Source organism: Enterobacter sp. EC_64, from assembly GCF_019584165.1.
GTDB classification, from domain to species: domain Bacteria; phylum Pseudomonadota; class Gammaproteobacteria; order Enterobacterales; family Enterobacteriaceae; genus Enterobacter; species Enterobacter roggenkampii.
Genome location: NZ_VDAS01000019.1, coordinates 24,580 through 47,958, shown reverse-complemented (window position 1 = coordinate 47,958; position 23,379 = coordinate 24,580). Strand labels below are relative to the sequence as shown.

The 23,379-nt window shown below is 56.3% G+C and carries 23 protein-coding genes; 9 read left to right on the top strand and 14 right to left on the bottom strand.

What is annotated here, in order from left to right:
• Positions 1-58 precede the first annotated feature (58 nt).
• The 5 genes from fieF (at position 59) to FHC52_RS15740 (ending at position 5,526) form a co-directional block, all read left to right on the top strand.
• Entirely contained in the window at positions 59-952 is an 894-nt protein-coding gene (fieF, locus tag FHC52_RS15760) for a CDF family cation-efflux transporter FieF (protein WP_063418379.1), read from the top strand.
• A gap of 174 nt (positions 953-1,126) precedes the next feature.
• Positions 1,127-2,089: a 6-phosphofructokinase gene (gene pfkA / locus FHC52_RS15755; RefSeq protein WP_008501816.1), complete on the top strand. Its 963-nt coding sequence runs from the start codon at positions 1,127-1,129 to the stop codon at positions 2,087-2,089.
• A 218-nt stretch (positions 2,090-2,307) separates the two neighbouring features.
• Positions 2,308-3,297 carry a sulfate ABC transporter substrate-binding protein gene (locus FHC52_RS15750; protein WP_021242803.1) on the top strand — a complete coding sequence of 330 codons (990 nt, stop codon included), beginning with the start codon at positions 2,308-2,310 and terminating at the stop codon, positions 3,295-3,297.
• Between the two features lie 107 nt (positions 3,298-3,404).
• Positions 3,405-4,148, top strand: coding sequence for a CDP-diacylglycerol diphosphatase (locus FHC52_RS15745; RefSeq protein ID WP_023293602.1), 744 nt, complete (start codon positions 3,405-3,407; stop codon positions 4,146-4,148).
• Between the two features lie 73 nt (positions 4,149-4,221).
• Positions 4,222-5,526 carry an SLC13 family permease gene (locus FHC52_RS15740; protein ID WP_126289405.1) on the top strand — a complete coding sequence of 435 codons (1,305 nt, stop codon included), beginning with the start codon at positions 4,222-4,224 and terminating at the stop codon, positions 5,524-5,526.
• A gap of 81 nt (positions 5,527-5,607) precedes the next feature.
• On the opposite strand, the gene tpiA is transcribed toward FHC52_RS15740, so the two are convergent.
• Both tpiA and FHC52_RS15730 read right to left on the bottom strand, forming a co-directional pair.
• Positions 5,608-6,375, bottom strand: coding sequence for a triose-phosphate isomerase (tpiA, locus tag FHC52_RS15735; protein WP_003862019.1), 768 nt, complete (start codon positions 6,373-6,375; stop codon positions 5,608-5,610).
• Positions 6,376-6,486: 111 nt separating this feature from the next.
• Positions 6,487-7,083 (bottom strand): DUF1454 family protein, encoded by a 597-nt coding sequence (locus FHC52_RS15730; RefSeq protein WP_021242806.1) that lies wholly within the window; start codon positions 7,081-7,083, stop codon positions 6,487-6,489.
• A gap of 112 nt (positions 7,084-7,195) precedes the next feature.
• On the opposite strand from FHC52_RS15730, the gene FHC52_RS15725 reads away from it, so the two are divergent.
• Entirely contained in the window at positions 7,196-7,615 is a 420-nt protein-coding gene (locus FHC52_RS15725; RefSeq protein WP_023293600.1) for a DUF805 domain-containing protein, read from the top strand.
• On the opposite strand, the gene fpr is transcribed toward FHC52_RS15725, so the two are convergent.
• From fpr to FHC52_RS15705, 4 genes are all read right to left on the bottom strand, one after another.
• The gene (gene fpr / locus FHC52_RS15720) at positions 7,616-8,362 is read right to left on the bottom strand and encodes a ferredoxin--NADP(+) reductase (protein ID WP_008501810.1); all 747 of its coding nucleotides are present in this window, start codon (positions 8,360-8,362) and stop codon (positions 7,616-7,618) included. It lies immediately after the preceding gene.
• A gap of 96 nt (positions 8,363-8,458) precedes the next feature.
• Complete coding sequence (gene glpX, locus FHC52_RS15715; RefSeq protein WP_063616224.1) at positions 8,459-9,469, bottom strand: class II fructose-bisphosphatase; 1,011 nt, start codon at positions 9,467-9,469, stop codon at positions 8,459-8,461.
• Positions 9,470-9,592: 123 nt separating this feature from the next.
• Complete coding sequence (gene glpK, locus FHC52_RS15710; protein ID WP_008501808.1) at positions 9,593-11,101, bottom strand: glycerol kinase GlpK; 1,509 nt, start codon at positions 11,099-11,101, stop codon at positions 9,593-9,595.
• A 21-nt stretch (positions 11,102-11,122) separates the two neighbouring features.
• The gene (locus tag FHC52_RS15705; protein WP_014885705.1) at positions 11,123-11,968 is read right to left on the bottom strand and encodes an MIP/aquaporin family protein; all 846 of its coding nucleotides are present in this window, start codon (positions 11,966-11,968) and stop codon (positions 11,123-11,125) included.
• 410 nt (positions 11,969-12,378) lie between these two features.
• Between FHC52_RS15705 and zapB the strand changes: the two genes are divergently transcribed.
• Positions 12,379-12,618 carry a septal ring assembly protein ZapB gene (gene zapB, locus FHC52_RS15700; RefSeq protein ID WP_023326318.1) on the top strand — a complete coding sequence of 80 codons (240 nt, stop codon included), beginning with the start codon at positions 12,379-12,381 and terminating at the stop codon, positions 12,616-12,618.
• Between the two features lie 584 nt (positions 12,619-13,202).
• Here zapB and rraA read toward each other — a convergent pair.
• From rraA to priA, 7 genes are all read right to left on the bottom strand, one after another.
• The gene (gene rraA, locus FHC52_RS15695; protein WP_008501805.1) at positions 13,203-13,688 is read right to left on the bottom strand and encodes a ribonuclease E activity regulator RraA; all 486 of its coding nucleotides are present in this window, start codon (positions 13,686-13,688) and stop codon (positions 13,203-13,205) included.
• 92 nt (positions 13,689-13,780) lie between these two features.
• Positions 13,781-14,701, bottom strand: a complete 921-nt coding sequence (menA, locus tag FHC52_RS15690) for a 1,4-dihydroxy-2-naphthoate polyprenyltransferase (RefSeq protein ID WP_126289409.1) — start codon at positions 14,699-14,701, stop codon at positions 13,781-13,783.
• 68 nt (positions 14,702-14,769) lie between these two features.
• Complete coding sequence (hslU, locus tag FHC52_RS15685) at positions 14,770-16,104, bottom strand: HslU--HslV peptidase ATPase subunit (RefSeq protein ID WP_008501803.1); 1,335 nt, start codon at positions 16,102-16,104, stop codon at positions 14,770-14,772.
• 9 nt (positions 16,105-16,113) lie between these two features.
• Positions 16,114-16,644, bottom strand: coding sequence for an ATP-dependent protease subunit HslV (hslV, locus tag FHC52_RS15680; RefSeq protein ID WP_008501802.1), 531 nt, complete (start codon positions 16,642-16,644; stop codon positions 16,114-16,116).
• A 94-nt stretch (positions 16,645-16,738) separates the two neighbouring features.
• Entirely contained in the window at positions 16,739-17,728 is a 990-nt protein-coding gene (ftsN, locus tag FHC52_RS15675) for a cell division protein FtsN (protein ID WP_032635441.1), read from the bottom strand.
• Positions 17,729-17,821: 93 nt separating this feature from the next.
• Positions 17,822-18,847: a DNA-binding transcriptional regulator CytR gene (cytR, locus tag FHC52_RS15670; RefSeq protein ID WP_023293597.1), complete on the bottom strand. Its 1,026-nt coding sequence runs from the start codon at positions 18,845-18,847 to the stop codon at positions 17,822-17,824.
• A gap of 119 nt (positions 18,848-18,966) precedes the next feature.
• On the bottom strand, positions 18,967-21,162 hold the full coding sequence (gene priA, locus FHC52_RS15665; protein WP_063616225.1) for a primosomal protein N': 2,196 nt from the start codon (positions 21,160-21,162) through the stop codon (positions 18,967-18,969).
• Positions 21,163-21,362: 200 nt separating this feature from the next.
• Here priA and rpmE point away from each other — a divergent pair, with 200 nt between their 5' ends.
• On the top strand, positions 21,363-21,575 hold the full coding sequence (gene rpmE / locus FHC52_RS15660) for a 50S ribosomal protein L31 (RefSeq protein ID WP_003862040.1): 213 nt from the start codon (positions 21,363-21,365) through the stop codon (positions 21,573-21,575).
• A gap of 48 nt (positions 21,576-21,623) precedes the next feature.
• Here the strand turns inward: rpmE and metJ are convergent, their stop codons facing one another.
• Positions 21,624-21,941, bottom strand: a complete 318-nt coding sequence (gene metJ / locus FHC52_RS15655; protein ID WP_003862042.1) for a met regulon transcriptional regulator MetJ — start codon at positions 21,939-21,941, stop codon at positions 21,624-21,626.
• A 276-nt stretch (positions 21,942-22,217) separates the two neighbouring features.
• On the opposite strand from metJ, the gene metB reads away from it, so the two are divergent.
• On the top strand, positions 22,218-23,378 hold the full coding sequence (metB, locus tag FHC52_RS15650; RefSeq protein ID WP_021242813.1) for a cystathionine gamma-synthase: 1,161 nt from the start codon (positions 22,218-22,220) through the stop codon (positions 23,376-23,378).
• The last annotated feature ends 1 nt before the right edge of the window (position 23,379 follow it).

Genomic DNA, 23,379 nt, shown 5'->3' with positions numbered 1-23,379 from the left:
CATCCTTCGACTCCACATGCTTCCGTTATACTAGCGGCATGACATGACAGGAGCGTTTATGAATCAATCCTATGGAAGACTGGTCAGCCGGGCCGCCATCGCGGCGACCGTCATGGCATCCAGCCTGTTACTGATTAAAATCTTTGCCTGGTGGTATACCGGCTCGGTCAGTATTCTGGCGGCGCTGGTGGATTCGCTGATGGACATTGCCGCCTCATTGACCAACCTGCTGGTCGTGCGTTACTCGCTGCAGCCAGCGGATGAAGAGCACACCTTTGGGCACGGCAAAGCGGAGTCGCTGGCCGCACTGGCGCAAAGCATGTTTATATCCGGTTCTGCGCTGTTCCTGTTTCTCACCGGCATACAGCATCTCGTCTCGCCGACGCCGATGAACGATCCTGGCGTCGGCGTCGTTGTGACGGTCGTTGCACTTATTTGCACACTTGTTCTGGTAACGTTCCAGCGCTGGGTCGTTCGCAAAACGCAAAGTCAGGCCGTACGGGCGGATATGCTTCATTATCAATCTGATGTTATGATGAATGGGGCTATTCTTATTGCGCTCGGTCTGGCCTGGTATGGCTGGCATCGGGCCGATGCGTTGTTTGCGTTAGGGATTGGTATCTATATTTTATATAGTGCCCTGCGGATGGGGTATGAAGCAGTGCAATCGCTGCTTGACCGCGCCCTCCCGGACTCAGAACGTAATGAAATTTTTTCTATCGTGACCGGCTGGCCCGGCGTCAGCGGTGCACACGATCTTCGAACGCGGCAGTCAGGGCCGACCCGCTTTATTCAGATTCATATTGAAATGGAAGACAACCTGCCACTGGTTCAGGCTCACGTGATTGCTGAGCAGGTCGAGCAGGCGATTTTGCAGCGTTTTCCTGGTTCAGACGTCATCATTCACCAGGATCCCTGCTCGGTTGTACCCGGACATGTTGGGCTTTCGTAATTCGTTGTAAAAAAGTGAGCCAGGCCAGCATTTTGTGTATAAATTACCGCCATTTGGTCTGACCTGAATCAATTCAGCTGGAAGGGATTGATATACTATCTGCAGTATTCGTTGGTCGATAAGTTTCTTCCGGCAACAGATTTCAATTTTGCATTCCTAAGTTCAGAGGTAGTCATGATTAAGAAAATCGGTGTGTTGACAAGCGGCGGTGATGCGCCGGGCATGAACGCGGCAATTCGTGGGGTTGTCCGCGCGGCGCTGACGGAAGGTCTGGAAGTTTTTGGTATCTATGATGGTTACCTGGGTCTGTATGAAGACCGTATGGTTCAGCTCGACCGTTACAGCGTGTCTGACATGATCAACCGTGGCGGTACCTTCCTTGGGTCTGCGCGCTTCCCGGAATTCCGTGATGAACACGTTCGTGAAGTGGCTATCGAGAACATGAAAAAACGTGGACTGGACGCCCTGGTGGTTATCGGCGGTGACGGCTCGTACATGGGTGCAAAACGTCTGACTGAAATGGGCTTCCCGTGCATCGGCCTGCCGGGCACCATCGACAACGACATCAAAGGCACCGACTACACCATCGGTTACTTCACCGCGCTGGGCACCGTTGTGGAAGCGATTGACCGCCTGCGTGACACCTCTTCCTCCCACCAGCGTATCTCTATCGTTGAAGTGATGGGGCGTTACTGCGGTGACCTGACCCTGGCTGCGGCGATTGCGGGGGGCTGTGAGTTTGTCGTGGTTCCGGAAGTGGAATTCAGCCGTGAAGATCTGGTAGCTGAAATCAAAGCGGGCATCGCGAAAGGCAAAAAACATGCGATCGTGGCTATCACCGAGCACATCTGTGACGTAGACGAGCTGGCGAAGTACATCGAAACCGAAACCAAGCGTGAAACCCGTGCAACCGTACTGGGGCACATCCAGCGTGGCGGTTCCCCTGGCCCGTACGACCGTATTCTGGCGTCCCGTATGGGCGCGTACGCAATCGAACTGCTGCTGCAGGGCCACGGCGGCCGCTGCGTCGGTATTCAGAACGAGAAACTGGTTCACCATGACATCATCGACGCGATTGAAAACATGAAGCGTCCGTTCAAAGGTGACTGGCTGGACTGCGCGAAAAAACTGTACTGATCGGCGTTTGGTTTGTGCCGGGTGGCGGCTTCGCCTTACCCGGCCTACAAAAGCACGGTTCGTAGGCCCGGTAAGCGAAGCGCCACCGGGCTTTTTTTGTCTGCACCATTTGCCTTTTTATTCCACTATGTTATAGCCAATCTTTTTTTATTCTTTAATCCTCGATTCGCTTTCTGGCACGCTGCATTCATCAAAACACTACACAAGAGAGCTGGGCGATGAATAAATGGGGCGTGGGTTTAACATTATTGCTGGCATCGACCAGCGTTCTGGCTAAGGATATCCAGTTACTGAACGTGTCATACGACCCGACGCGTGAACTGTATGAACAATACAACAAAGCGTTTGCGGCACACTGGAAGCAGGAAACCGGCGACAATGTCGTGGTTCGCCAGTCTCACGGTGGTTCTGGCAAGCAGGCGACCTCCGTCATCAACGGTATTGAAGCCGACGTGGTGACCCTGGCGCTGGCCTACGATGTTGACGCGATCGCCGAGCGTGGCCGTATCGACAAAAACTGGATCAAACGCCTGCCGGATAACTCCGCGCCCTACACCTCGACCATCGTTTTCCTGGTACGTAAAGGCAACCCGAAACAGATCCATGACTGGAATGACCTGATTAAGCCGGGCGTGTCAGTTATTACCCCTAACCCGAAAAGCTCCGGCGGCGCACGCTGGAACTATCTGGCCGCCTGGGGCTATGCACTGCACCACAACAACGGTGACCAGGCTAAAGCCCAGGAGTTCGTGAAAGCGCTGTACAAAAACGTCGAAGTGCTGGACTCCGGCGCGCGCGGTGCAACCAACACCTTCGTGGAGCGCGGCATTGGTGACGTGCTGATTGCGTGGGAAAACGAAGCCCTGCTGGCGACCAACGAACTGGGTAAAGATAAGTTTGAGATCGTGACCCCAAGCGAATCTATTCTGGCTGAGCCGACCGTCTCTGTTGTCGATAAAGTGGTTGAGAAGAAAGACACCAAAGCGGTGGCGGAAGCCTACCTGAAGTACCTCTACTCGCCGGAAGGTCAGGAGATTGCAGCGAAGAACTTCTACCGTCCACGCGATGCGGCTGTGGCGAAGAAATATGACGGCGAATTCCCGAAACTGAAGCTCTTCACCATTGATGATGTTTTCGGTGGCTGGACGAAAGCGCAGAAAGAGCACTTCTCTAACGGCGGCACCTTTGACCAGATCAGCCAGCGCTGAACATAAATAAACGACACGGTGACCCGGCGTGAGAAATCCGCCGGGTTTTTTATTTGGTCATCATTTTGCGTTACTCTTTTGCCTCTATTGAAAACAGGGAACGCGTCGTGAAAAAAATTATCTTATTGATCCTCATTGTCATCGCCCTTGCCGCTGGCGGCTGGTACTGGATGAAAGCGGGTAATCCGAATGCGTTGCGACATATCGTTCTCGACCAATGCCTGCCAAATCAACTGCAACACCGTAACCCGGCACCGTGTGCGCAGGTGAAGCCTGACGCAGGCTATGTAGTCTTTAAAGACCGCAACGGGCCGCTGCAATACCTGCTGATGCCGACATATCGCATCAACGGCACCGAAAGCCCGCTGTTGACCGAAGCGCATACGCCGAACTTTTTCTGGCTGGCCTGGCAGTCGCGAAGCTTTATGACCCTGAAGCGTGGAAGCGAGGTGCCCGACAGCGCCATTTCACTGACGATTAACTCGCCGACAGGGCGCACGCAGAACCATTTTCACATTCATATCTCCTGCCTGCGCCCGGACGTGCGCGAGAAGCTGAACGCCGCGCAGGGAGAAATCAGCACCCAATGGCTACCCCTTCCTGGCGGCCTGGAAGGGCATGAGTATCTTGCTCGTCGGGTGACGGAGAATGAACTGGTGCAGCGCAGCCCGTTTATGATGCTGGCTGAAGAGCTGCCGGAAGCGCGCGACCATATGGGGCGCTTCGCGCTGGCAATGGCGCAGCAGTCAGATGGTTCGTTTGTGTTGCTGGCCACCGAGCGCAACCTGCTGATGCTTAACCGCGCGTCGGCTGAGGAACTGCAGGATCATCAATGCGCTATCCTTAATTGACCGCACCATAAATAGCGTTTACTCGCCCTGCCTGTCGCCGTAGACTTGCTGAAAAATTCTACAGGAGACAGGTATGTCGCTCTGGTCAACGTATCCTCTGTTGCTGCCTTCACTGATTGTGGGCGTCACCATCGTACTATGGGCGACGTCGCTATTGCCGGAGTTCATTACCGCGCTGCTGTTCTTCACGGCGGCAATGACTGCGAAGATCGCCCCGCCGGAGGTGATTTTCGGCGGTTTTGCCTCGTCGGCTTTCTGGCTGGTCTTCAGCGGATTCGTGCTCGGCGTAGCGATACGTAAAACCGGGCTGGCGGACCGGGCCGCCCGGGCGCTGTCAGCAAAGCTCACCGACTCCTGGGTATTAATGGTAGCGAGCGTGGTGCTGCTGAGCTATGCGCTGGCGTTTGTGATGCCATCGAATATGGGACGTATTGCGCTGCTGATGCCGATTGTCGCCGCAATGGCGAAACGCGCCGGTATCGCCGACGGCTCCCGCGCCTGGTTTGGTCTGGCGCTGGCGGTAGGGTTCGGGACGTTCCAGCTTTCGGCGACGATTCTGCCCGCTAACGTGCCTAACCTGGTGATGAGCGGTGCGGCGGAAGGCTCGTACGGCATCCACCTGAACTATGTCCCGTATCTGCTGCTGCACACGCCGGTGCTGGGCATTCTTAAAGGCCTGATCCTGATTGGCCTGATCTGCTGGCTTTTTCCCGGCAGCCCAAAACCGCCGAAGGAACAGGCGCCGTCTGAGTCTATGGGGCGGGACGAAAAGCGTCTTGCCTGGCTGCTGGCGGTGGTGCTGGGGATGTGGGTGACGGAGAGCTGGCACGGCGTGGGGCCCGCCTGGACCGGGCTGGCGGCGTCGGTCATCGTTATGCTGCCGCGCATCGGTTTTATCACCGGGGAGGAGTTTTCTGCGGGGGTGAATATGCGCACCTGTATCTACGTTGCCGGTATTCTGGGGCTGGCGATCGTCGTGACGCAAACCGGTATCGGCACGGCGGTGGGCGAGGCGTTGCTCCGTATTATGCCGCTCGATGCAGACCGACCGTTCACCAGCTTCCTGGCGCTGACCGGTATTACCACCGCACTCAACTTCATCATGACCGCCAACGGCGTTCCGGCGCTGTATACCACCCTGGCGCAGAGCTTCTCGGATGCGACCGGCTTCCCGCTGCTGTCGGTGCTCATGATTCAGGTGCTGGGCTATTCTACGCCGCTGCTGCCGTATCAGGCGTCGCCGATCGTGGTGGCGATGGGGTTAGGAAAAGTGCCTGCCAGGGCGGGGATGGTGCTCTGTCTGGCGCTGGCGGTGGCAACGTATCTGGTGCTGCTGCCGCTGGATTATCTGTGGTTTAGCCTGCTGGGACGGCTGTAAAAAAGCCCGGTGGCGCTGACGCTTACCGGGCCTCCAGAACCGTAGGGCGGGTTAGCAAAGCGCCACCCGCCACAAAGGCAATTACGCCTGTTTAGCCGCTTCTGCCGCTTTAACGATCACCGCAAAAGCGTCCGCTTTCAGGGATGCACCGCCAACCAGCGCGCCATCGATGTCTGGCTGGGTGAACAGCTCAGCAGCGTTAGACGCGTTAACGGAACCGCCGTACTGGATGATCACTTGCTCAGCCACTTTGGCGTCAGCTTTCGCAATGTGGTCACGGATGAATTTGTGAACCGCCTGAGCCTGCGCAGGGGTGGCTGATTTGCCGGTACCGATCGCCCAGACTGGCTCGTAAGCGATAACCGCGCCTTCGAACGCTGCTGCGCCCTGCGTTTTCAGCACTGCGTCGATCTGACGTGCGCACACTTCTTCAGTTTTGCCCGCTTCGTTTTCTGCTTCGGTTTCACCGATGCACAGAACCGGGATCAGACCCTGCTCTTTCAGCACGGCGAATTTCTTCGCGATGAACTCGTCGGATTCTTTGTGATAGGTGCGACGCTCGGAGTGGCCGATGATGATGTATTTCGCGCCGATATCTTTCAGCATTTCAGCGGACGTTTCACCGGTGAACGCGCCAGACAGGTTAACGTCAACGTTCTGCGCGCCCAGAATGATGTGGCTGCCGTCAGCGGCACGTTTAGCCAGATCCAGGTACATATCCGGCGGAGCGATAGCAACCGCGCAGCCGGTCACGCCAGCCAGCTCTTTACGCAGGTTCGCAACCAGTTCGTTTACCATGTGGCGGCTGCCGTTCAGTTTCCAGTTACCCATCACTAAAGGATGTCGCATTTCAATTCTCCACGCTCAATAAGCGAATTAAGGAATATGGCCACCCTGTCGGGCAGCATGGTCTGTGAATCAGTATAGAGATTTTCCCTCGAAAGGCTTTGCTTTTTGTCATTAATTCGCCCCGCCGAGGGTGTCAGATAGTGCCAGCTTAATCGGTTCAACAGCGAAGGTCAGTCCTTTTTCGCCGTTGTCCGCCACCACATAGCGGATCGCGCCTTCGGTATCGGCGTAGTAACGCTTGTTTTTACCGGCGGTGAGGAGTTTTTGCAGCTTTTGCTGGCTTTGCTTTTTCGTCAGCGCAGGGGTAAACGCCTGCAATACCGCGCTCATGTACTCCAGCGCTTTCGCCTTCGCGGCTTTCTGCTCTGGGCCCTGTATTGGCAGCCAGGTGATTTGCATGCTTTTGATTTTTAACGTCCCGCGCTCCAGCGCCGTGGAGGCATACAAATTCTCGTTAATCTTGCTTGCCGCACGGGTCAGGGTAGGCGTGTCGCGGGGGCCATCAATGGCACGAAACTCATCCAGCGGCAGCGTGGGGTTGGCCTGATTGAAGGCTTCACGAAACTGGCTGATGGACTGATCGAACGACGGTGCGCCCGCCAGCAGGTACGGTGCTGTGGTCGGGGCTGTGGTTTCGGCGGCGTGCAGGGTAAAACCCGCGCTGAGCAGCGCTAAACACAGGAATAGAGAATGTGCCGAACTTTTCATCAACATTGTCCCTGGCCGTAAGTGCTCATGATTAAAACGATATCTGGTCGGCTTGTCAAAAGGTCACAACTCCAGGGTAAAATGCGGGCTAAACGATAATAAGGAACCTTACATGACCATACAGCAGTGGCTGTTTTCATTCAAAGGGCGTATTGGACGCCGTGATTTCTGGATCTGGATGGTGACGTGGGTTGTCGCCATGCTGCTTCTGTTTTTCGTCGCCTATAACGCGTGGCTGAGCACGCAAACGGCGGCCTTCGCGCTGGTCTGCCTGCTCTGGCCAACGGCGGCTGTCGTGGTGAAACGCCTGCACGATCGCGGTCGTTCCGGCGCGTGGGCATTTCTGATTATTCTGGCGTGGATGCTGGTGGCGGGAAACTGGGCGATGCTTCCGTCCATCCTGCCGTGGGTGGTGGGCAGGCTGCTGCCGTCGGTCATCTTCGTGATGATGATTGTCGATCTGGGCGCGTTTATTGGCACCCAGAGCGAAAACAAATACGGTAAAGACACCGTTGAGGTGAAATACCGCTGATCACCAGTAGTGTTCGGCGGTCATATGGCCCGGTCGGCGGCGAAGATGTTTCGTCATCTGCCGGGTATCCTTCAGAAGCTGCTGCGTGTCGCGTACCATCTGCGGGTTGCCACACAGCATGACGTGGCTGGTTTCAGCCGTCATCGGTAAACCCACCGCCTCTTCCAGGGCACCATTCTCAATTAACGCCGGCACGCGACCGGTCAGCGTTCCTGCTACGGTTTCGCGGCTGACCACCGTCTGAATCTTTAACTTTCCGCCGTACTGCTGTTCCAGCGCCTGCATCTGCGGCAGGTAGCTCAGGTCTGCGGCGTAGCGCGCAGCGTGAACCAGCACGATGTTTTTAAAACGCTCCAGGTCTTTGCCGTACTGCAAAATAGAGAGATAAGGGCCGATGGCCGTACCGGTTGCCAGCATCCAGAGCGTGTCACAATCCGGGATCTCTTCGAGCACAAAGAAGCCTGCTGCTTCACTCACGATTTGCACCTCGTCGCCGGGCTTGAGGGCGGCAAGGCGCGGGCTGAGTTTACCGTCAGGAACGGTGACCAGATAGAACTCGAGATCCGGGTTATCAGGCGCGTTAACGTAAGAGTAGGCGCGCTGCACGCGCTCGCCGTCGACATCCAGCCCCAGCTTCGCAAATTGCCCGGCTTTAAACGGGTGGACGGGAGCATGCAGGGTGAGACTAAATAGCGCATCGGTCCAGAACTGTATCTTTGTGACTTTACCTGTTACCCAGTCCGCCATGATCTTCTCCTGTGCTGTTTCTCTGTTCTATCTTCCGTACTTAACGGGGAGATTTCCAGCCCATTTGGGCCGGAAAGCTCTATCGATCAAACGGTTTTACAGAATGTGCGTCTGTACGTCCGGGTCTTTGCGGTCGAGATAGTGGATAGACTGGATGCGGCGAATGGTGCGTGATTTACCGCGGATCAGCAGCGTTTCAGTGGTGGCCATATTGCCCTTGCGGCTGATGCCGTCCAGCAGATCCCCTTTGGTGATACCTGTCGCCGAGAAGACCACGTTATCGCTGCGCGCCATATCATGCAGCGCCAGCACTTTGTTGGCCTCGATGCCCATCGCTTCGCAGCGTGCCAGCTCGTTTTCCCCGATACGGCGGTTCTCGTCGCTGTCGCCTTTCACCTCATGACGCGGCAGCAGGCGTGCCTGCATATCGCCGTCCAGCGCGCGGATCACGGCTGCAGAGACTACGCCTTCCGGCGCGCCGCCGATGCCGTACAGCACGTCTACTTCGCTGTCCGGCATGCAGGTCAGGATCGAGGCGGCAACGTCACCATCCGGAATGGCAAACACGCGCACGCCGAGCTTTTGCATCTGCGCGATGGTGGCGTCGTGGCGCGGTTTGGCCAGAATGGTGACGGTGAGTTCGCTCAGCGGTTTGTTCAGCGCGCTGGCGACGTTATGCAGGTTCTCTTCCAGCGGCAGGCTAAGGTCGATTGCGCCTTTCGCACCAGGACCGACAATCAGCTTTTCCATGTACATATCCGGCGCGTTGAGGAAGCAGCCCTTATCGCCCACGGCCAGCACCGCCAGGGCGTTGGCCTGACCCATTGCGGTCATGCGCGTACCTTCGATCGGGTCGACGGCGATATCCACGGCATCGCCTTTGCCGGTACCGACTTTTTCACCGATGTAGAGCATTGGCGCTTCGTCGATCTCGCCTTCGCCGATCACGATGGTGCCGTCGATGTTGACCTGGTTAAGCACAATGCGCATGGCATGGACGGCTGCGCCGTCTGCGGTATTTTTGTCACCACGACCCAGCCACTTATAGCCTGCAAGGGCAGCCGCTTCGGTGACGCGGGAAAACTCGATAGCAAGTTCACGTTTCATGAGGTACTCGTACAATCAAAAGGAATTGCACGAAGTTTATCACAGAGTGGGGAGGGGCGAGGGGACCGGTGCGGTCCGGGCCCCTCACCCTGACCCTCTCCCCAGGGGAGAGGGAATATATGATTACTCTTCGTGCTCTTCCCACGCCAGGGCGCGTTTCACCGCTTTCTTCCAGCCGCTGTAGCGGAAGTTACGCTCGGTGGTTTCGATGCCAGGGCGGAATTCGCGTTCGATCACCGCTTTTTCCTGCAGCTCGTCCAGGTTCTGCCAGAAGCCTACCGCCAGACCGGCAAGGTACGCCGCGCCCAGCGCCGTGACTTCACGCACTTCAGGACGCTCAACGCGGGTGCCCAGAATGTCGGACTGGAACTGCATCAGGAAGTTATTCGCTACCGCACCGCCGTCCACGCGCAGGGCGTGCAGACGAATGCCGGAGTCCGCCTGCATCGCTTCCAGCACGTCGCGCGTCTGGTAGGCGATGGATTCCAGGGTGGCGCGAATAATGTGGTTAGAGTTAACGCCACGCGTCAGGCCAAAAATTGCGCCGCGTGCATACGGATCCCAGTACGGCGCGCCCAGACCGGTGAATGCAGGCACCACGTACACGCCGTTGGTGTCTTTCACTTTGGTCGCGAAGTACTCGGAGTCGAACGCATCGCTGATCAGCTTCATCTCGTCGCGCAGCCACTGGATAGACGCACCGGCCATGAACACCGCACCTTCCAGGGCATAGTTCACTTCGCCGCGTGGTCCACAGGCGATGGTGGTCAGCAGGCCGTTTTCTGATTTCACCGCTTTCTCGCCGGTGTTCATCAGCATAAAGCAGCCGGTGCCGTAGGTGTTCTTCGCCATCCCTTCTTTGACGCACAGCTGGCCGAACAGCGCCGCCTGCTGGTCACCGGCAATACCGGCGATAGGAATACGGGTGCCGCCTTTACCGCCGATGTTGGTCTGGCCGTAAACCTCAGAAGACTTGCGCACGTCAGGCAGCATCGCACGTGGGATATCCAGCGCGTCCAGCATCTTGTCATCCCACTCCAGGGTGTTGATGTTGAACAGCATGGTACGCGAGGCGTTGGTGTAGTCGGTGACGTGGACGCGTCCCTGGGTCATCTTCCAGATAAGCCAGGTGTCGACGGTGCCGAACAGCAGCTCGCCGCGTTTTGCACGTTCGCGTGAACCTTCCACGTGGTCGAGGATCCACTTCACTTTGGTGCCAGAGAAATACGGGTCAACCACCAGACCGGTGGCGCTGCGCACGTACTCTTCCATGCCGTCGCGCTTCAGCTGCTCGCAGATCTCAGAGGTACGGCGGCACTGCCAGACGATGGCGTTGTAAATAGGCTTACCGGTTTCACGTTCCCAGACAATCGTCGTTTCACGCTGGTTAGTGATACCAATCGCGGCAATCTCGTCGGAACTGATATCGGCTTTTGCCAGCACTTCGACCAGCGTGGAGCTTTGTGACGCCCAGATCTCCATTGGGTCGTGTTCGACCCAGCCTGGACGAGGATAAATTTGCTCAAATTCGCGCTGTGACACGCTGACGATGTTCGCGTCATGATCCATTACGACAGCGCGGGAGCTGGTAGTGCCCTGGTCGAGCGCAACGATATATTTTTTTTCGGTCATGGTATGTGTCCCGTAGTCAGATTACAGCGAAGCTTTTTGTTGTGCGGTAGAAGTCGTTTCCTTCTCCTCTTCCACACAGGTGTCGCACGGTAAATGGCGACCAATTAATTTGCGGTAGCTGAACGCACCCAGCGCAGCCCCGACAACTGGCGCAAACAGCGGTACCAGGAAGTAAGGAATGTCTTTGCCACCGGTGAAGGCGACGTCGCCCCAGCCTGCGATAAAGGCGAACGCTTTAGGTCCGATATCACGCGCCGGGTTCATCGCGAAGCCGGTCAGCGGGCCCATGGAGGCACCAATCACCGCAATCAGCAGGCCAATCAGCAGTGGGGCCAGCGGGCCGCGCGGAATGCCGTTTCCGTCGTCGGTCAGCGCCAGGATAACGCCCATCAGAATAGCGGTAATCACCATTTCAACTGCGAACGCCTGCACAAAATTGATATGCGGGTTTGGATAGGTTGAGAAGATGCCTGCCAGATCCAGACTTTCGACGCTGCCGCGCACCATATGATGCGTCTGTTCGAAGTCGATGAAAAGATTGTAATAAAGCCCGTAAACTAACGCCGCTGCGCAAAACGCGCCGGCAAACTGAGAAAGAATGAAAGGAACTACTTTGCGTCCGTCGAAGCACGCGAACAGCCACAGTGCGATAGTCACCGCCGGGTTAAGATGTGCACCAGACACCCCTGCAGTCAGGTAGATGGCCATCGCCACGCCCAGACCCCAGATGATACTGATTTCCCACTGACCAAAACTGGCACCCGCCACTTTCAGTGCAGCGACACAGCCCACTCCGAAGAATATCAACAACCCGGTACCAAGGAACTCGGCAATGCACTGGCCTTTTAAGGTTGATGTCTGACTCATAATCGGAATCCTGAAGAAATTGATGTTTATTGTTAGCATGGCCGCCCGTGACAGCCACGATGCCCTGTAGACATAGTGTTAATTTATCGTTAACGAGCAAAAACGAGAAATATCGAAATCGAAATGTGTGGTCTGCGTCAATAAAATGAGCGTTTTCGCGCCATAAAGCACATTTTTGCAGCAGTACAGGATCAGTACAGGAAGGTGAGCTGAATCATTTCATTAACGAATCAGTTAACAATTTAGGGGTATATGACGCGAACGCACCAGGACCAGACCTAAAAGTGTTGCAAACCGCGATCTGCGCGGTGTGTCGCTGGACACAGAGCGCCGCGCTCCATACAATCGACGGTATATGTCGTGCGCGTTTATGTTAAAGCGTCGCCTTGCAATTCAGGAGAGGTAGCATCATGTCTTTAGAAGTGTTTGAGAAACTGGAATCGAAAGTACAGCAGGCGATTGACACCATCACCCTGCTGCAGATGGAAATTGAAGAGCTGAAAGAGAAGAACAGCAGCCTGGCGCAGGAAGTACAGAACGCGCAGCACAGCCGCGAAGAACTGGAGCGCGAAAACAACCAGCTGCGCGAACAGCAGAACGGCTGGCAGGATCGCCTGCAGGCGCTGCTGGGACGTATGGAAGAAGTCTGATTCCCACTGGGATGAACTGAACAGGCCGGGTAAGGCGATGCCGCTACCCGGCTTTTTTTATGGTTCTCGCTGACTGACACCCAACCATAAAAAAGGCCGCCAAAGGCGGCCTTAACGCTACTTGTCCTGCGCTATCATAGTAAAAGCAACGAACACATTCGGTTCATCACTCTTTACAACGAGTACGCTGGCGACAATGAACGCGATACATAAATAGCGTTTCATTATGCGGTCCCTGCAGCTAACCGCTCCACCGTTCACCACCGGTGATAAGTCGGTGGACACAAGCCTGATCAAGGGTTGCTTTACGGTTGTGAAGACACCTTTCCCTGGACCGATGCCCATGTGCGAGATGGCGGAAAGGGACGCAGCATCATAGTAAGCAACAGCAGCGTAGTTAAGGTCTGTATAGATAATTAGGAATTTATAAAGGGTCGAGGGGATTACCTGAGATTTGAACCAGGGTAAGATAAAAAACTTGGTCAAAGGTTGCAAGCCTTCCCAACGGACCGCGAATCCCGAGGGATAAAAAAACCGCCACATTGCTGTTGGCGGTTTTTTTATGGTCCACGCTTACGGTTTTATTACTCAATATCCAGCGGATCTTCGGAAAGGATAATGCCGGTATTATCGGCGTAGAGATGGTCGCCGGAGAAGAAGGTCACGCCGCCGAAGTTAACGCGCACGTCGCTTTCGCCGATGCCGTCACCTGCCGCCCCTACCGGTATGGCCGCGATGGCCTGAATCCCGATATCCAGGTCTTCCAGATCGTCCACCTGGCGCACGGAACCGTACACCACTATGCCTTCCCACTCGTTTTGTGCGGCAATACCGGCCAGTTCAGCATCAATCAATGCGCGGCGTACGGAACCACCGCCATCGACCACCAGTACGCGGCCACGGCCGTTCTGTTCGAGCAGATCGTACAACAACCCGTTATCCTCGAAACATTTCACCGTGACGATCTGTCCGCCAAACGACGACCGCCCACCAAAGTTGGAGAACAGCGGTTCAACGACGTTGACATCTTCCTGGTAGATGTCACAAAGCTCGGAGGTATCGTATTTCATAGGTTTAACGCTCAGTTGCTGCGAATGTGTTCAGTATATCGTGCGAAATGCGTTGTTGGCAAAATCATCAATTGTTAATTGATATTTGTCAGCTAACTGAGCGTCTGGCTTAAGACAATCCCGATGACGAACAACAGGTTAGTCAGCAGCGCGCCTTTTACCGTGCGCTCCAGCATCGGCGGCATGGCGGCCGGGCTGCGTTCACGCATCACAAAACGGGCCTGCTTAATCAGCAGCGGCGCGGCAAGCACAAACAGCCAGCCCCACAGACTGTGCAGGGAAATCAGGTTAAACAGCGCCAGGCAGACCAGAGCACCCATCAGCAGGCAGGCATGGTAGCGACGCGCATTCATCGGCCCCAGACGGACCGCCAGGGTGTTTTTGCCGTTCTCCCGGTCGCTGTCGATATCGCGCAGGTTGTTGATGTTGAGCACCGCGGTCGCCAGCAGACCGCAGGCGGTCGCAGGCAGGAACAGCGCAGGGATCACCGTATGCGCCTGTAAGTACCAGCTTCCCATCACGCTCAGCCAGCCGAAGAACACCAGTACGGAGATATCCCCGAGTCCAATGTAGCCGTAAGGACGCGTGCCGACGGTGTAGGTGATGGCTGCGATAATGGCCAATAAGCCCAGCACCAGGAAGCCAATAAAATCGCTGGGGGTCTTAGACGCCACTGTCACCAGCGCCAGACCCGATAAACAGATCAGCACCACGGTGATAATCAGCGCGCGCTTCATCTGCGCCTGGGTAATCACCCCTTTTTGCATCCCACGCAGCGGCCCGATACGGTCAGGTTTGTCGCTGCCTTTCACCGCGTCGCCATAGTCGTTGGCGAGGTTGGAGAGAATTTGCAGCAGGCCGGCGGTAATCAATGCCAGCGCGGCAACCAGCGGATCGAAATAACCCTGCCACCAGGCAAGCGCCGTACCGACGATAATCGCGGTAAAGGCCAGAGGGAGTGTTTTAGGGCGCAGACTTTCGAGCCACGCCTGAGTACGGCTGATGTCAGTCATAAGTATTTAGCCAATAAAAATGGGGGCATTAGCCCCCATTAAACGTGATGAGAATCCAGTAACCGCGATTATAGGATAAAACGGCTCAGATCTTCATCTGCCACTAACGCATCCAGATGTTTACTCACATATTCTGCGTCAATGGTAACGGTTTGACCGTTCAGATCGCTCGCGTCGTAAGAGATATCTTCCACCAGGCGTTCCAGCACGGTATGCAGACGACGCGCACCGATGTTTTCGGTGGTTTCGTTCACCTGCCATGCAGCCTGGGCAATACGTTTGATACCGTCTTCGGTGAACTCGAGGTTCACGCCTTCGGTTGCCATCAGCGCTTTGTACTGAACGGTTGCAGAGGCGTTTGGCTCGGTCAGGATACGTTCGAAGTCTTCGGTAGTCAGCGCCTGCAGCTCAACGCGGATAGGCAGACGGCCCTGCAGTTCCGGGATTAGATCCGACGGGCTGGCAACCTGGAAGGCACCTGATGCGATAAACAGGATGTGGTCCGTTTTCACCATGCCGTGCTTGGTTGAGACGGTGCAGCCTTCTACCAGCGGCAGCAGGTCGCGCTGAACGCCTTCGCGGGATACATCCGGGCCGGAGCTGTTGCCGCCGCGCTTACAAATTTTGTCGATTTCGTCGATAAACACGATACCGTGCTGCTCAACCGCGTCGATAGCGTCCTGCTTCAGCTCTTCCGGATTCACCAGCTTCGCCGCTTCTTCTTCAATCAGCAGCTTCATCGCGTCTTTGATTTTCAGCTTACGCGTTTTTTGCTTCTGACCGCCCAGGTTCTGGAACATGGACTGCAGCTGGCTGGTCATCTCTTCCATGCCCGGAGGTGCCATGATTTCCACACCCATTGGCGCGGCAGCGAGATCGATCTCAATCTCTTTATCATCCAGCTGGCCTTCACGCAGTTTTTTGCGGAACGCCTGACGCGCAGCGGACGGTTCCGCCTGCTGTTCAGCCTGACCCCAGTTGTTTTTTGCCGGTGGGATCAGCACGTCGAGAATGCGCTCTTCGGCCATCTCTTCCGCACGGTAGCGGTTTTTCTCAATGGCCTGGACGCGCACCATTTTGATCGCCGAGTCGGTCAGATCGCGGATGATGGAGTCCACTTCTTTACCCACATAGCCCACTTCGGTGAACTTGGTGGCTTCAACTTTGATGAACGGTGCGTTGGCCAGCTTCGCCAGACGACGGGCGATTTCGGTTTTACCGACGCCGGTCGGGCCGATCATCAGAATGTTTTTCGGCGTCACTTCGTGGCGCAGCTCTTCGTCAAGCTGCATACGACGCCAGCGGTTACGCAGGGCGATAGCCACGGAACGCTTGGCGTTATCCTGGCCGATAATGTGTTTGTTCAGTTCGCTGACAATTTCGCGTGGGGTCATTTCAGACATGGGAGATCCTTACGCTTTGGAGGTCAATTCTTCGATGGTGTGGTTGTGGTTGGTATAGATGCAGATATCACCTGCAATATCCAACGCCTTCACCGCGATATCACGCGCATTCATGTCGGTATTTTCCAACAGTGCGCGGGCAGCAGCCTGGGCATAAGGGCCGCCAGAGCCGATGGCAATCAGGTCATTTTCCGGCTGAATCACATCACCGTTACCGGTGATGATCAGCGAAGCGGTTTCATCGGCGACCGCCAGCAGCGCTTCGAGCTTGCGCAGCATGCGGTCGGTACGCCAGTCTTTCGCCAGCTCAACGGCGGCTTTCACCAGATGACCCTGGTGCATTTCCAGTTTACGTTCAAACAGTTCAAACAGCGTGAAGGCATCTGCCGTGCCGCCTGCAAAACCGGCGATCACTTTGTCGTTGTAGAGACGACGCACTTTCTTCACGTTGCCTTTCATGACGGTATTACCCAGCGTGGCCTGGCCATCACCGGCGATTACCACATGGCCGTTACGGCGTACACTTACTATTGTTGTCACGAGCAGACCCCCTGGTTACAGAATCGGGAAACAGAAGCCCTGAGCCTGTGCCCAGGGCTGAATTAAATGATAGATGGGGGGGATTTTGGGGGTTTCAACCCCCGGAGGCGAGTCGAATGCAGTTTGTGTGACCGGCGATTTTCAAACGAGAAAGGGTGCCATCGGCATTTTCTTTGCCTTTGACCGGACCAATCACCACGCGATTCCAGCCGTTATTGGTGGTAATACGCGAATCAAACCCTTCAAAGGCCAGCTGTGCGCGCACCGTTTCCGCCTGCTCCGCACCTTTGAACGAACCGCACTGTACCATCCAGCGACGTTCGTCTTTTTTCTCCGCCGTCTGCTTCGGCGCTTCGGTCTCTTTCGTGACCGGCGCGGCCTGCTGCGTTTTCGGCTGCTGGGCGGTGGTGTGCGCTGGCGTCTGGAGCAGATCCTGATACGGCTGAGCCGCCTGCTTCTGCGGCTGTGTTTTAGGCTGCTGCTGGACAGGCTGAGACTGCACCGTACGCGTCGGCTGCTGATACGGCTGTTCCGTTACCCGCGGCTGTGCCTTAGGCTGCTGTACCGGCTGGGTTTGCGCCCACTGCTGTTGCTGCTGAATCTGCTGTTGTGCCTGGCGACGCTGCAGTGTTTGCTGACGCTGTTCCGGCGTCTGCTCATTCCACGGCACTTCGTTCAGCTGCGTAGGCTGCTGGCGCATATCGGCCTGCATTTGTGCCAGCAGCTGACGCTGTTCATCCGTCAGCTGATTCGCATTCTGCACTTCACCACCCGCAGAAGGTTCGGTTGGCGCACGTACCCCAGGCTGACGGCTTTCCAGCTCTTTGATATAGCGCCAGCGCTCTTCAGGCTTCGGAGGGAGGCCATTTCCGGCGACTTTACTGGCCTGAAGCGCCTCAGACTCTTCTTTTTTATGGTGCGTGATAAAGTACAGGCCACCAATAAAGGCGACGACTACAGCCGCAGCAATAGCGACCATTGCTGGCGAGACAGCAGGCAGGTTACGTTGCTTTTTTCTTGAGCTACTCTTTTTGCGTCGCGAAGGTGCCGGCTGGCCGCGACGTACATAATCTCGTTGTGCCACTATCGTTTCGCTGTATTTATTCGTTCGTCAGTCCGCCATGTTACTTAAGCGGCGGGGCTTTGACCAGATAAGGGTATCCGAAAGACGTTTACTTTAAGTCAATGCCTGGGTCGTGCCGCGGACGATCAGTTCGCAGTCCAGCAACCGTGAACCGCTGCTAACTGTTTGACCGTGAAGCTGATCCAGCAGAAGCAGCATCGCTTCGCGGCCGATTTGGTAGCGCGGCTGAGCGACCGTTGAGAGCGGCGGATCGCAAAATTCCGAAAGCGAAATATTATCAAAACCGATGATGGATAAATCTTTCGGTATGCGAAGGCCGCGGCGTTTGGCATACGATAATGCGCCCAGCGCCATCACGTCGCTGTGGCAAAATACGGCGGTTGGCGGCTCAGGCAGGTCCAGAAGTTTCTCCAGCGCCTGTCCACCGGCTGCGAAGGTAAAATCACCGCGCGCAATGTAGTGCGGATCGACGGTCACGCCGGTACGTCGCAGCGCCTGAACGTAACCCTGCAAACGGTAGTGACACAGCGGCATCTCTTCCGGTCCGGCGATGCAGCCAATACGCTTATGCCCCAGCTCCTGGAGATAGTTTACGGCGTTGAACGCGGCGGTAAGGTTATCGATATGGACCGTCGGCAGCTCCAGCTCTGGCGCAAACTCGTTGGCCATGACCATCGGCGGTAAATTACGCTGCTCTTCGATGCTGGCATCAAACGGCAGGCGAGAGCCAAGCAGCAGCATGCCGTCGATCTGCTTGGTGATAATGAGGTCGATGAAGGTTTTTTCCTGTTGGTTCTGATGGGCGCAGTCGCCAATCAGGACCAGGTACCCCTGCTCCGCCGCCGTGACTTCTATGCCGCGGATAATCTCGCTAAAGAAAGGGTCACAGATGTCCGGCACAATCACCAGGATGGTGCGCGACTCGTTGCGTTTGACGTTACGTCCCATTGCCTGCGGAAAATAGCCCACTTCAAGCGCAGCCTGCTCCACCCGGTTACGGGTCGCCTGGGAGACTTTATCCGGGTTCATTAATGCGCGGGATACTGTTGCCGTAGAGACCTGTGCTTTCTGGGCAACGTCTTTCATGGTCGCAGCCGCAACCTCTTTCCTGGACTTCAACGTCTTCTCCTCGCCTGAACACCGAACTGCGGACACCACCATTTTTACAGATAGTTAATGGAATCGGTTACAGAATTTTCATAAAAAGTGTGAGGCGCGTTAAATTTTTCGATCCGTCTTCAGCCTTCGATGGGATCGACGTCCAGTACCCACTTCACTTTTCGCGCTTCCGGCAGGGTGTTGATGAGCGCCAGCGTGCCGCTGACGATGTGCTGCAGGCGAATACGCGAGGGGTGCTGGAGTAAAATTTGCCAGCGAAAACGGCCGCCGCGTTTTGGCGCGAGGGCAGGCACCGGGCCCAAAATCCACAGCTGACTATCCACTAGCGGGCTGGCCTGCAGGAGGTTTCTCAGCTGCTGCAGGAAAAGTGGCGCCTGCTGGTTGTTATGATCTTCCGCGCGGATGATGACGTGGCTGGTCCACGGCGGTAGCTGCATGGTCTGGCGTTCGGCCAGCGCCTGCTCGGCAAAGGCGTCATAGCCTTTGTGCAGCAGGGTTTGCAGCAGCGGGTGCTCCGGGTGGTGCGTTTGCAACACCACTTCGCCCTGTTTACCGGCGCGTCCTGCACGCCCTGCAACCTGGGTGTAAAGCTGGGCGAAGCGCTCGGCGGAGCGGAAATCTGCCGAGAACAGCGCGCCGTCCACGTCCAGCAGGGCGACCAGCGTCACGTCCGGGAAGTGGTGGCCTTTGGCCAGCATCTGGGTGCCAATCAGGATGCGCGCGCCACCGCGATGCACTTCCGCCAGCTGCTGTTCGAGTGCGCCTTTGCGGCTGGTGGTGTCCCGGTCGATACGCGAAATCGGCACGTCCGGGAAAAAGGGCCCAAGCGCCTGCTCCAGCTGTTCCGTCCCCAGACCGACCGGCACAATATGCGTTGAGCCACACGACGGGCACTGGCGCGGCACCGGACGCTGGCTGTCGCAGTGGTGGCAGCGCAGATGACGCTGGGCCTGATGGAAGGTGTAGTAGTGATCGCAGCGCGGGCATTCGGCAATCCAGCCGCAGTCGTGGCACAGCAGGGCAGGTGCAAATCCGCGACGGTTGAGGAACAGAATGACCTGATTCCCCGCCTGCAAATGCTGGCGCATGCGGGTAATAAGCGCGGGCGCTAGCCCCGCCTGGACCTGCTGACCTTTCAAATCCAGCACGTGCTGAATGGCCGGACGGGCATTCCCCGCGCGACGCGTCAGGCGCAGCATGTGGTATTTACGCTGGCGCACGTTGTGCAGCGTTTCGAGCGCAGGCGTGGCGGATCCCAGAACAATAGGAATTTGCTCGCTGTGCGCGCGGTAGACGGCCAGATCGCGGGCGTGATAGCGCCAGCCTTCCTGCTGTTTATAGGAGCTGTCGTGCTCTTCGTCGATCACGATAACGCCAAGATTTTTAAACGGCGTGAACAGCGACGAGCGGGTGCCGATTACAATTGCCGCTTCGCCGTTTTTCGCTTTCAGCCAGGCGCTGAGTCGCTCGCTGTCATTCAGGCCTGAGTGCAGCACCTCAACCGGCGCGTTAAAGCGTTCGCGGAATCGGGCGATGGTTTGCGGCGTCAGGCCAATTTCCGGCACCATCACCAGCGCCTGTTTGCCCTGCGCGAGCACGTTTTCCAGCACGCTCAGGTAAACTTCGGTCTTGCCGGAACCGGTGACCCCAGCCAGCAGCCAGGCAGAGAAACGATCGGAGGCGCTATGAATTGCGCCTACCGCGGTGGCCTGCTCGGTATTCAGACGCAGGCGATCCCCTGAAACGGAGAAACTCTCCCGCCAGTCGTTAAGGGCAGGCGCCTCGCTTGCCAGGTCGCTCAGCCCTTTTTTTCTTAATGCCTGTAGCGCCGTTTCGCTGACCTCAAGCTCGTCGACCTGATGCCGCCAGATTTTCCCCTGACGCAGCGCCGCCAGCGCCTGCTGCTGTTTCTGCGAGCGCTTCAGGCTGTTGATGTCGACGGCCTGGCCTTCCTCCGTGGCAAACCAGTACCACATTGGCGCATGGCTGGCGCTCTTGCCCTGACGCAGCATAATTGGCAGGGCGTGGAACAGGACGTCGCCGATGGGGTGATGATAATAATCCGCCGCCCACAGCAGCAGTCGCCAGGTGCTGGTGGAGTAGACGGGCTCGCTGTCCAGCACCTCAACGACCGATTTCAGTTCGTTAAGCGGCAGTTCGCTCTTATCGCTGACGGAGACGACGATCCCCACGCGCTGCTGTTTGCCAAACGGCACGGTCACGCGACAGCCCGCTTTGGCGCTCATGCTGTCGGGCAGCAGATAGTCAAAGGTGCGGGGAAGCGGAACGGGCAGGGCAACGTGAGCGACGGGCATCGAATCTTCCTGACTTGAAAAGTGGCGCGTTAGTATACACATTAGTAAAAGCGGCGTGCGGATCAGTTTGCATACGTTGGTCAAATTCTGTATGATTCGCCGCCTTTGGTGTACTTTACGCCAAAGAACTTACAATCAACATCGCGTGGTGTCTGGCGTTAGGGCTGGAAGAGCGACGCGGCCTTAACTGAGGTTCTCCCATGAAAAAAGATATTCACCCGAAATACGAAATGATTACTGCAAACTGTTCTTGCGGTAACTCTATCCAGATCCGCTCTACCGTGGGTCACGATCTGAACCTGGACGTGTGCGGCAAATGCCACCCGTTCTACACTGGTAAGCAGCGTGATGTTGCAACCGGTGGCCGTGTTGACCGCTTCAACAAGCGTTTCAGCATCCCGGGCGCTAAATAAGTTTCCCGAAAAAAAGGCACCGCAAGGTGCCTTTTTTGTATCCGCTTCTCAGTATTCCCACGTCTCCGGGTCGATACCCAGTTCACGCATGATCACCTTCGCCTCTTCCGGGATTTCGTCACTACGCTCTTTGCGCAGATCGTCATCGTTCGGCAACGGTTGACCGGTAAACGCATGCAGAAACGCTTCGCACAGCAGTTCGCTGTTGGTTGCGTGGCGCAGGTTGTTCACCTGACGACGCGTACGTTCATCGGTGAGGATCTTCAACACCTTCAGAGGAATGGAAACCGTAATTTTCTTTACTTGCTCACTCTTCTTACCGTGCTCAGCGTATGGGCTGATATATTCGCCGCTCCATTCAGCCATGAGATACCTTTAATCCTCTCAGTCATTTATCTAAAGGTGCAAAACCGGTAACCACCCGTTTTGAACCGCAATCTTGCCTAGTTTACCGTAGAGACGATACCGTGGCACGGATATTGCCGCTGCAGCGTGCACTAAAGCATATAATTTTAACGGCTATTTGCGCATTGCTCAATCTATACGCAAAGAAGTTTAGATGTCCAGATGTATTGACGTCCATACTTTCAATGTTTACTCTGGTGCCTGACTTTTCACCTCATTCGCCAGGAAGCCCTCACCATGACGCGTAAACAGGCCACTATCGCAGTGCGTAGCGGATTAAATGATGACGAGCAGTACGGCTGCGTTGTCCCGCCCATTCATCTTTCCAGTACCTACAATTTCACCGGATTTAATGAACCCCGTGCGCATGACTACTCGCGTCGTGGCAACCCTACGCGTGATGTAACCCAGCGCGCGCTGGCCGAGCTGGAAGGGGGCGCAGGCGCCGTATTAACCAACACGGGGATGTCCGCCATTCACCTGGTGACCACGGTGTTCCTTAAACCCGGCGACCTGCTGGTTGCGCCGCACGATTGCTACGGCGGCAGCTATCGCCTGTTTGATAGCCTGGCAAAGCGCGGCTGCTATCGCGTGCTGTTTGTCGATCAAAACGATGAACAGGCGCTGAAACAGGCGCTGGCAGAGAAACCGAAGCTGGTTCTGGTAGAAAGTCCAAGCAATCCATTGTTGCGCGTTGTCGATATTGCGAAAATTTGTCAGCTCGCAAGGGATGCGGGAGCGATAAGTGTAGTGGATAATACGTTCCTCAGTCCGGCCCTTCAGAACCCACTCGCACTGGGTGCCGATCTGGTATTGCATTCATGCACTAAATATCTGAACGGCCATTCTGACGTGGTAGCAGGCGTGGTGATTGCCAAAGATCCTGACGTTGTCACCGAACTGGCATGGTGGGCCAATAATATTGGCGTCACCGCAGGCGCCTTCGACAGCTACCTGCTGTTGCGCGGCATCCGTACGCTGTCGCCGCGTATGGACGTGGCGCAGCGCAATGCTCAGGCGATTGTCGACTTCCTGAAAACCCAGCCGCTGGTGAAGAAGCTGTATCACCCGTCGCTGCCGGAAAATCAGGGGCACGAGATTGCCGCGCGCCAGCAGAAAGGGTTTGGCGCGATGTTAAGTTTTGAACTGGACGGTGACGAGCAAACGCTGCGTCGCTTCCTGAGCGGGCTGTCATTGTTTACGCTGGCGGAATCCTTAGGTGGGGTTGAAAGCTTGATCTCCCACGCCGCGACCATGACGCACGCAGGTATGGCACCCGAAGCACGTGCCGCCGCCGGGATTTCTGAGACGCTGCTGCGGATCTCAACCGGTATCGAAGATTCTGAAGATTTAATTGCCGATCTGGAAAATGGCTTCCGGGTCGCAGCCAAGGGGTAAT

What these genes read in the sequence shown, in the direction of transcription:
- FHC52_RS15725 (WP_023293600.1), top strand. Translation starts at nt 7,196, where the DNA reads ATGACCATACAGCAGTGGCTGTTTTCATTCAAAGGGCGTATTGGACGC.
- hslU (WP_008501803.1), bottom strand. Translation starts at nt 16,104, where the DNA reads ATGTCTGAAATGACCCCACGCGAAATTGTCAGCGAACTGAACAAACAC.
- metJ (WP_003862042.1), bottom strand. Translation starts at nt 21,941, where the DNA reads ATGGCTGAATGGAGCGGCGAATATATCAGCCCATACGCTGAGCACGGT.
- pfkA (WP_008501816.1), top strand. Translation starts at nt 1,127, where the DNA reads ATGATTAAGAAAATCGGTGTGTTGACAAGCGGCGGTGATGCGCCGGGC.
- glpX (WP_063616224.1), bottom strand. Translation starts at nt 9,469, where the DNA reads ATGAAACGTGAACTTGCTATCGAGTTTTCCCGCGTCACCGAAGCGGCT.
- menA (WP_126289409.1), bottom strand. Translation starts at nt 14,701, where the DNA reads ATGACTGACATCAGCCGTACTCAGGCGTGGCTCGAAAGTCTGCGCCCT.
- fieF (WP_063418379.1), top strand. Translation starts at nt 59, where the DNA reads ATGAATCAATCCTATGGAAGACTGGTCAGCCGGGCCGCCATCGCGGCG.
- glpK (WP_008501808.1), bottom strand. Translation starts at nt 11,101, where the DNA reads ATGACCGAAAAAAAATATATCGTTGCGCTCGACCAGGGCACTACCAGC.
- tpiA (WP_003862019.1), bottom strand. Translation starts at nt 6,375, where the DNA reads ATGCGACATCCTTTAGTGATGGGTAACTGGAAACTGAACGGCAGCCGC.
- priA (WP_063616225.1), bottom strand. Translation starts at nt 21,162, where the DNA reads ATGCCCGTCGCTCACGTTGCCCTGCCCGTTCCGCTTCCCCGCACCTTT.
- FHC52_RS15740 (WP_126289405.1), top strand. Translation starts at nt 4,222, where the DNA reads ATGTCGCTCTGGTCAACGTATCCTCTGTTGCTGCCTTCACTGATTGTG.
- metB (WP_021242813.1), top strand. Translation starts at nt 22,218, where the DNA reads ATGACGCGTAAACAGGCCACTATCGCAGTGCGTAGCGGATTAAATGAT.
- rpmE (WP_003862040.1), top strand. Translation starts at nt 21,363, where the DNA reads ATGAAAAAAGATATTCACCCGAAATACGAAATGATTACTGCAAACTGT.
- FHC52_RS15730 (WP_021242806.1), bottom strand. Translation starts at nt 7,083, where the DNA reads ATGAAAAGTTCGGCACATTCTCTATTCCTGTGTTTAGCGCTGCTCAGC.
- zapB (WP_023326318.1), top strand. Translation starts at nt 12,379, where the DNA reads ATGTCTTTAGAAGTGTTTGAGAAACTGGAATCGAAAGTACAGCAGGCG.
- FHC52_RS15750 (WP_021242803.1), top strand. Translation starts at nt 2,308, where the DNA reads ATGAATAAATGGGGCGTGGGTTTAACATTATTGCTGGCATCGACCAGC.
- FHC52_RS15705 (WP_014885705.1), bottom strand. Translation starts at nt 11,968, where the DNA reads ATGAGTCAGACATCAACCTTAAAAGGCCAGTGCATTGCCGAGTTCCTT.
- fpr (WP_008501810.1), bottom strand. Translation starts at nt 8,362, where the DNA reads ATGGCGGACTGGGTAACAGGTAAAGTCACAAAGATACAGTTCTGGACC.
- rraA (WP_008501805.1), bottom strand. Translation starts at nt 13,688, where the DNA reads ATGAAATACGATACCTCCGAGCTTTGTGACATCTACCAGGAAGATGTC.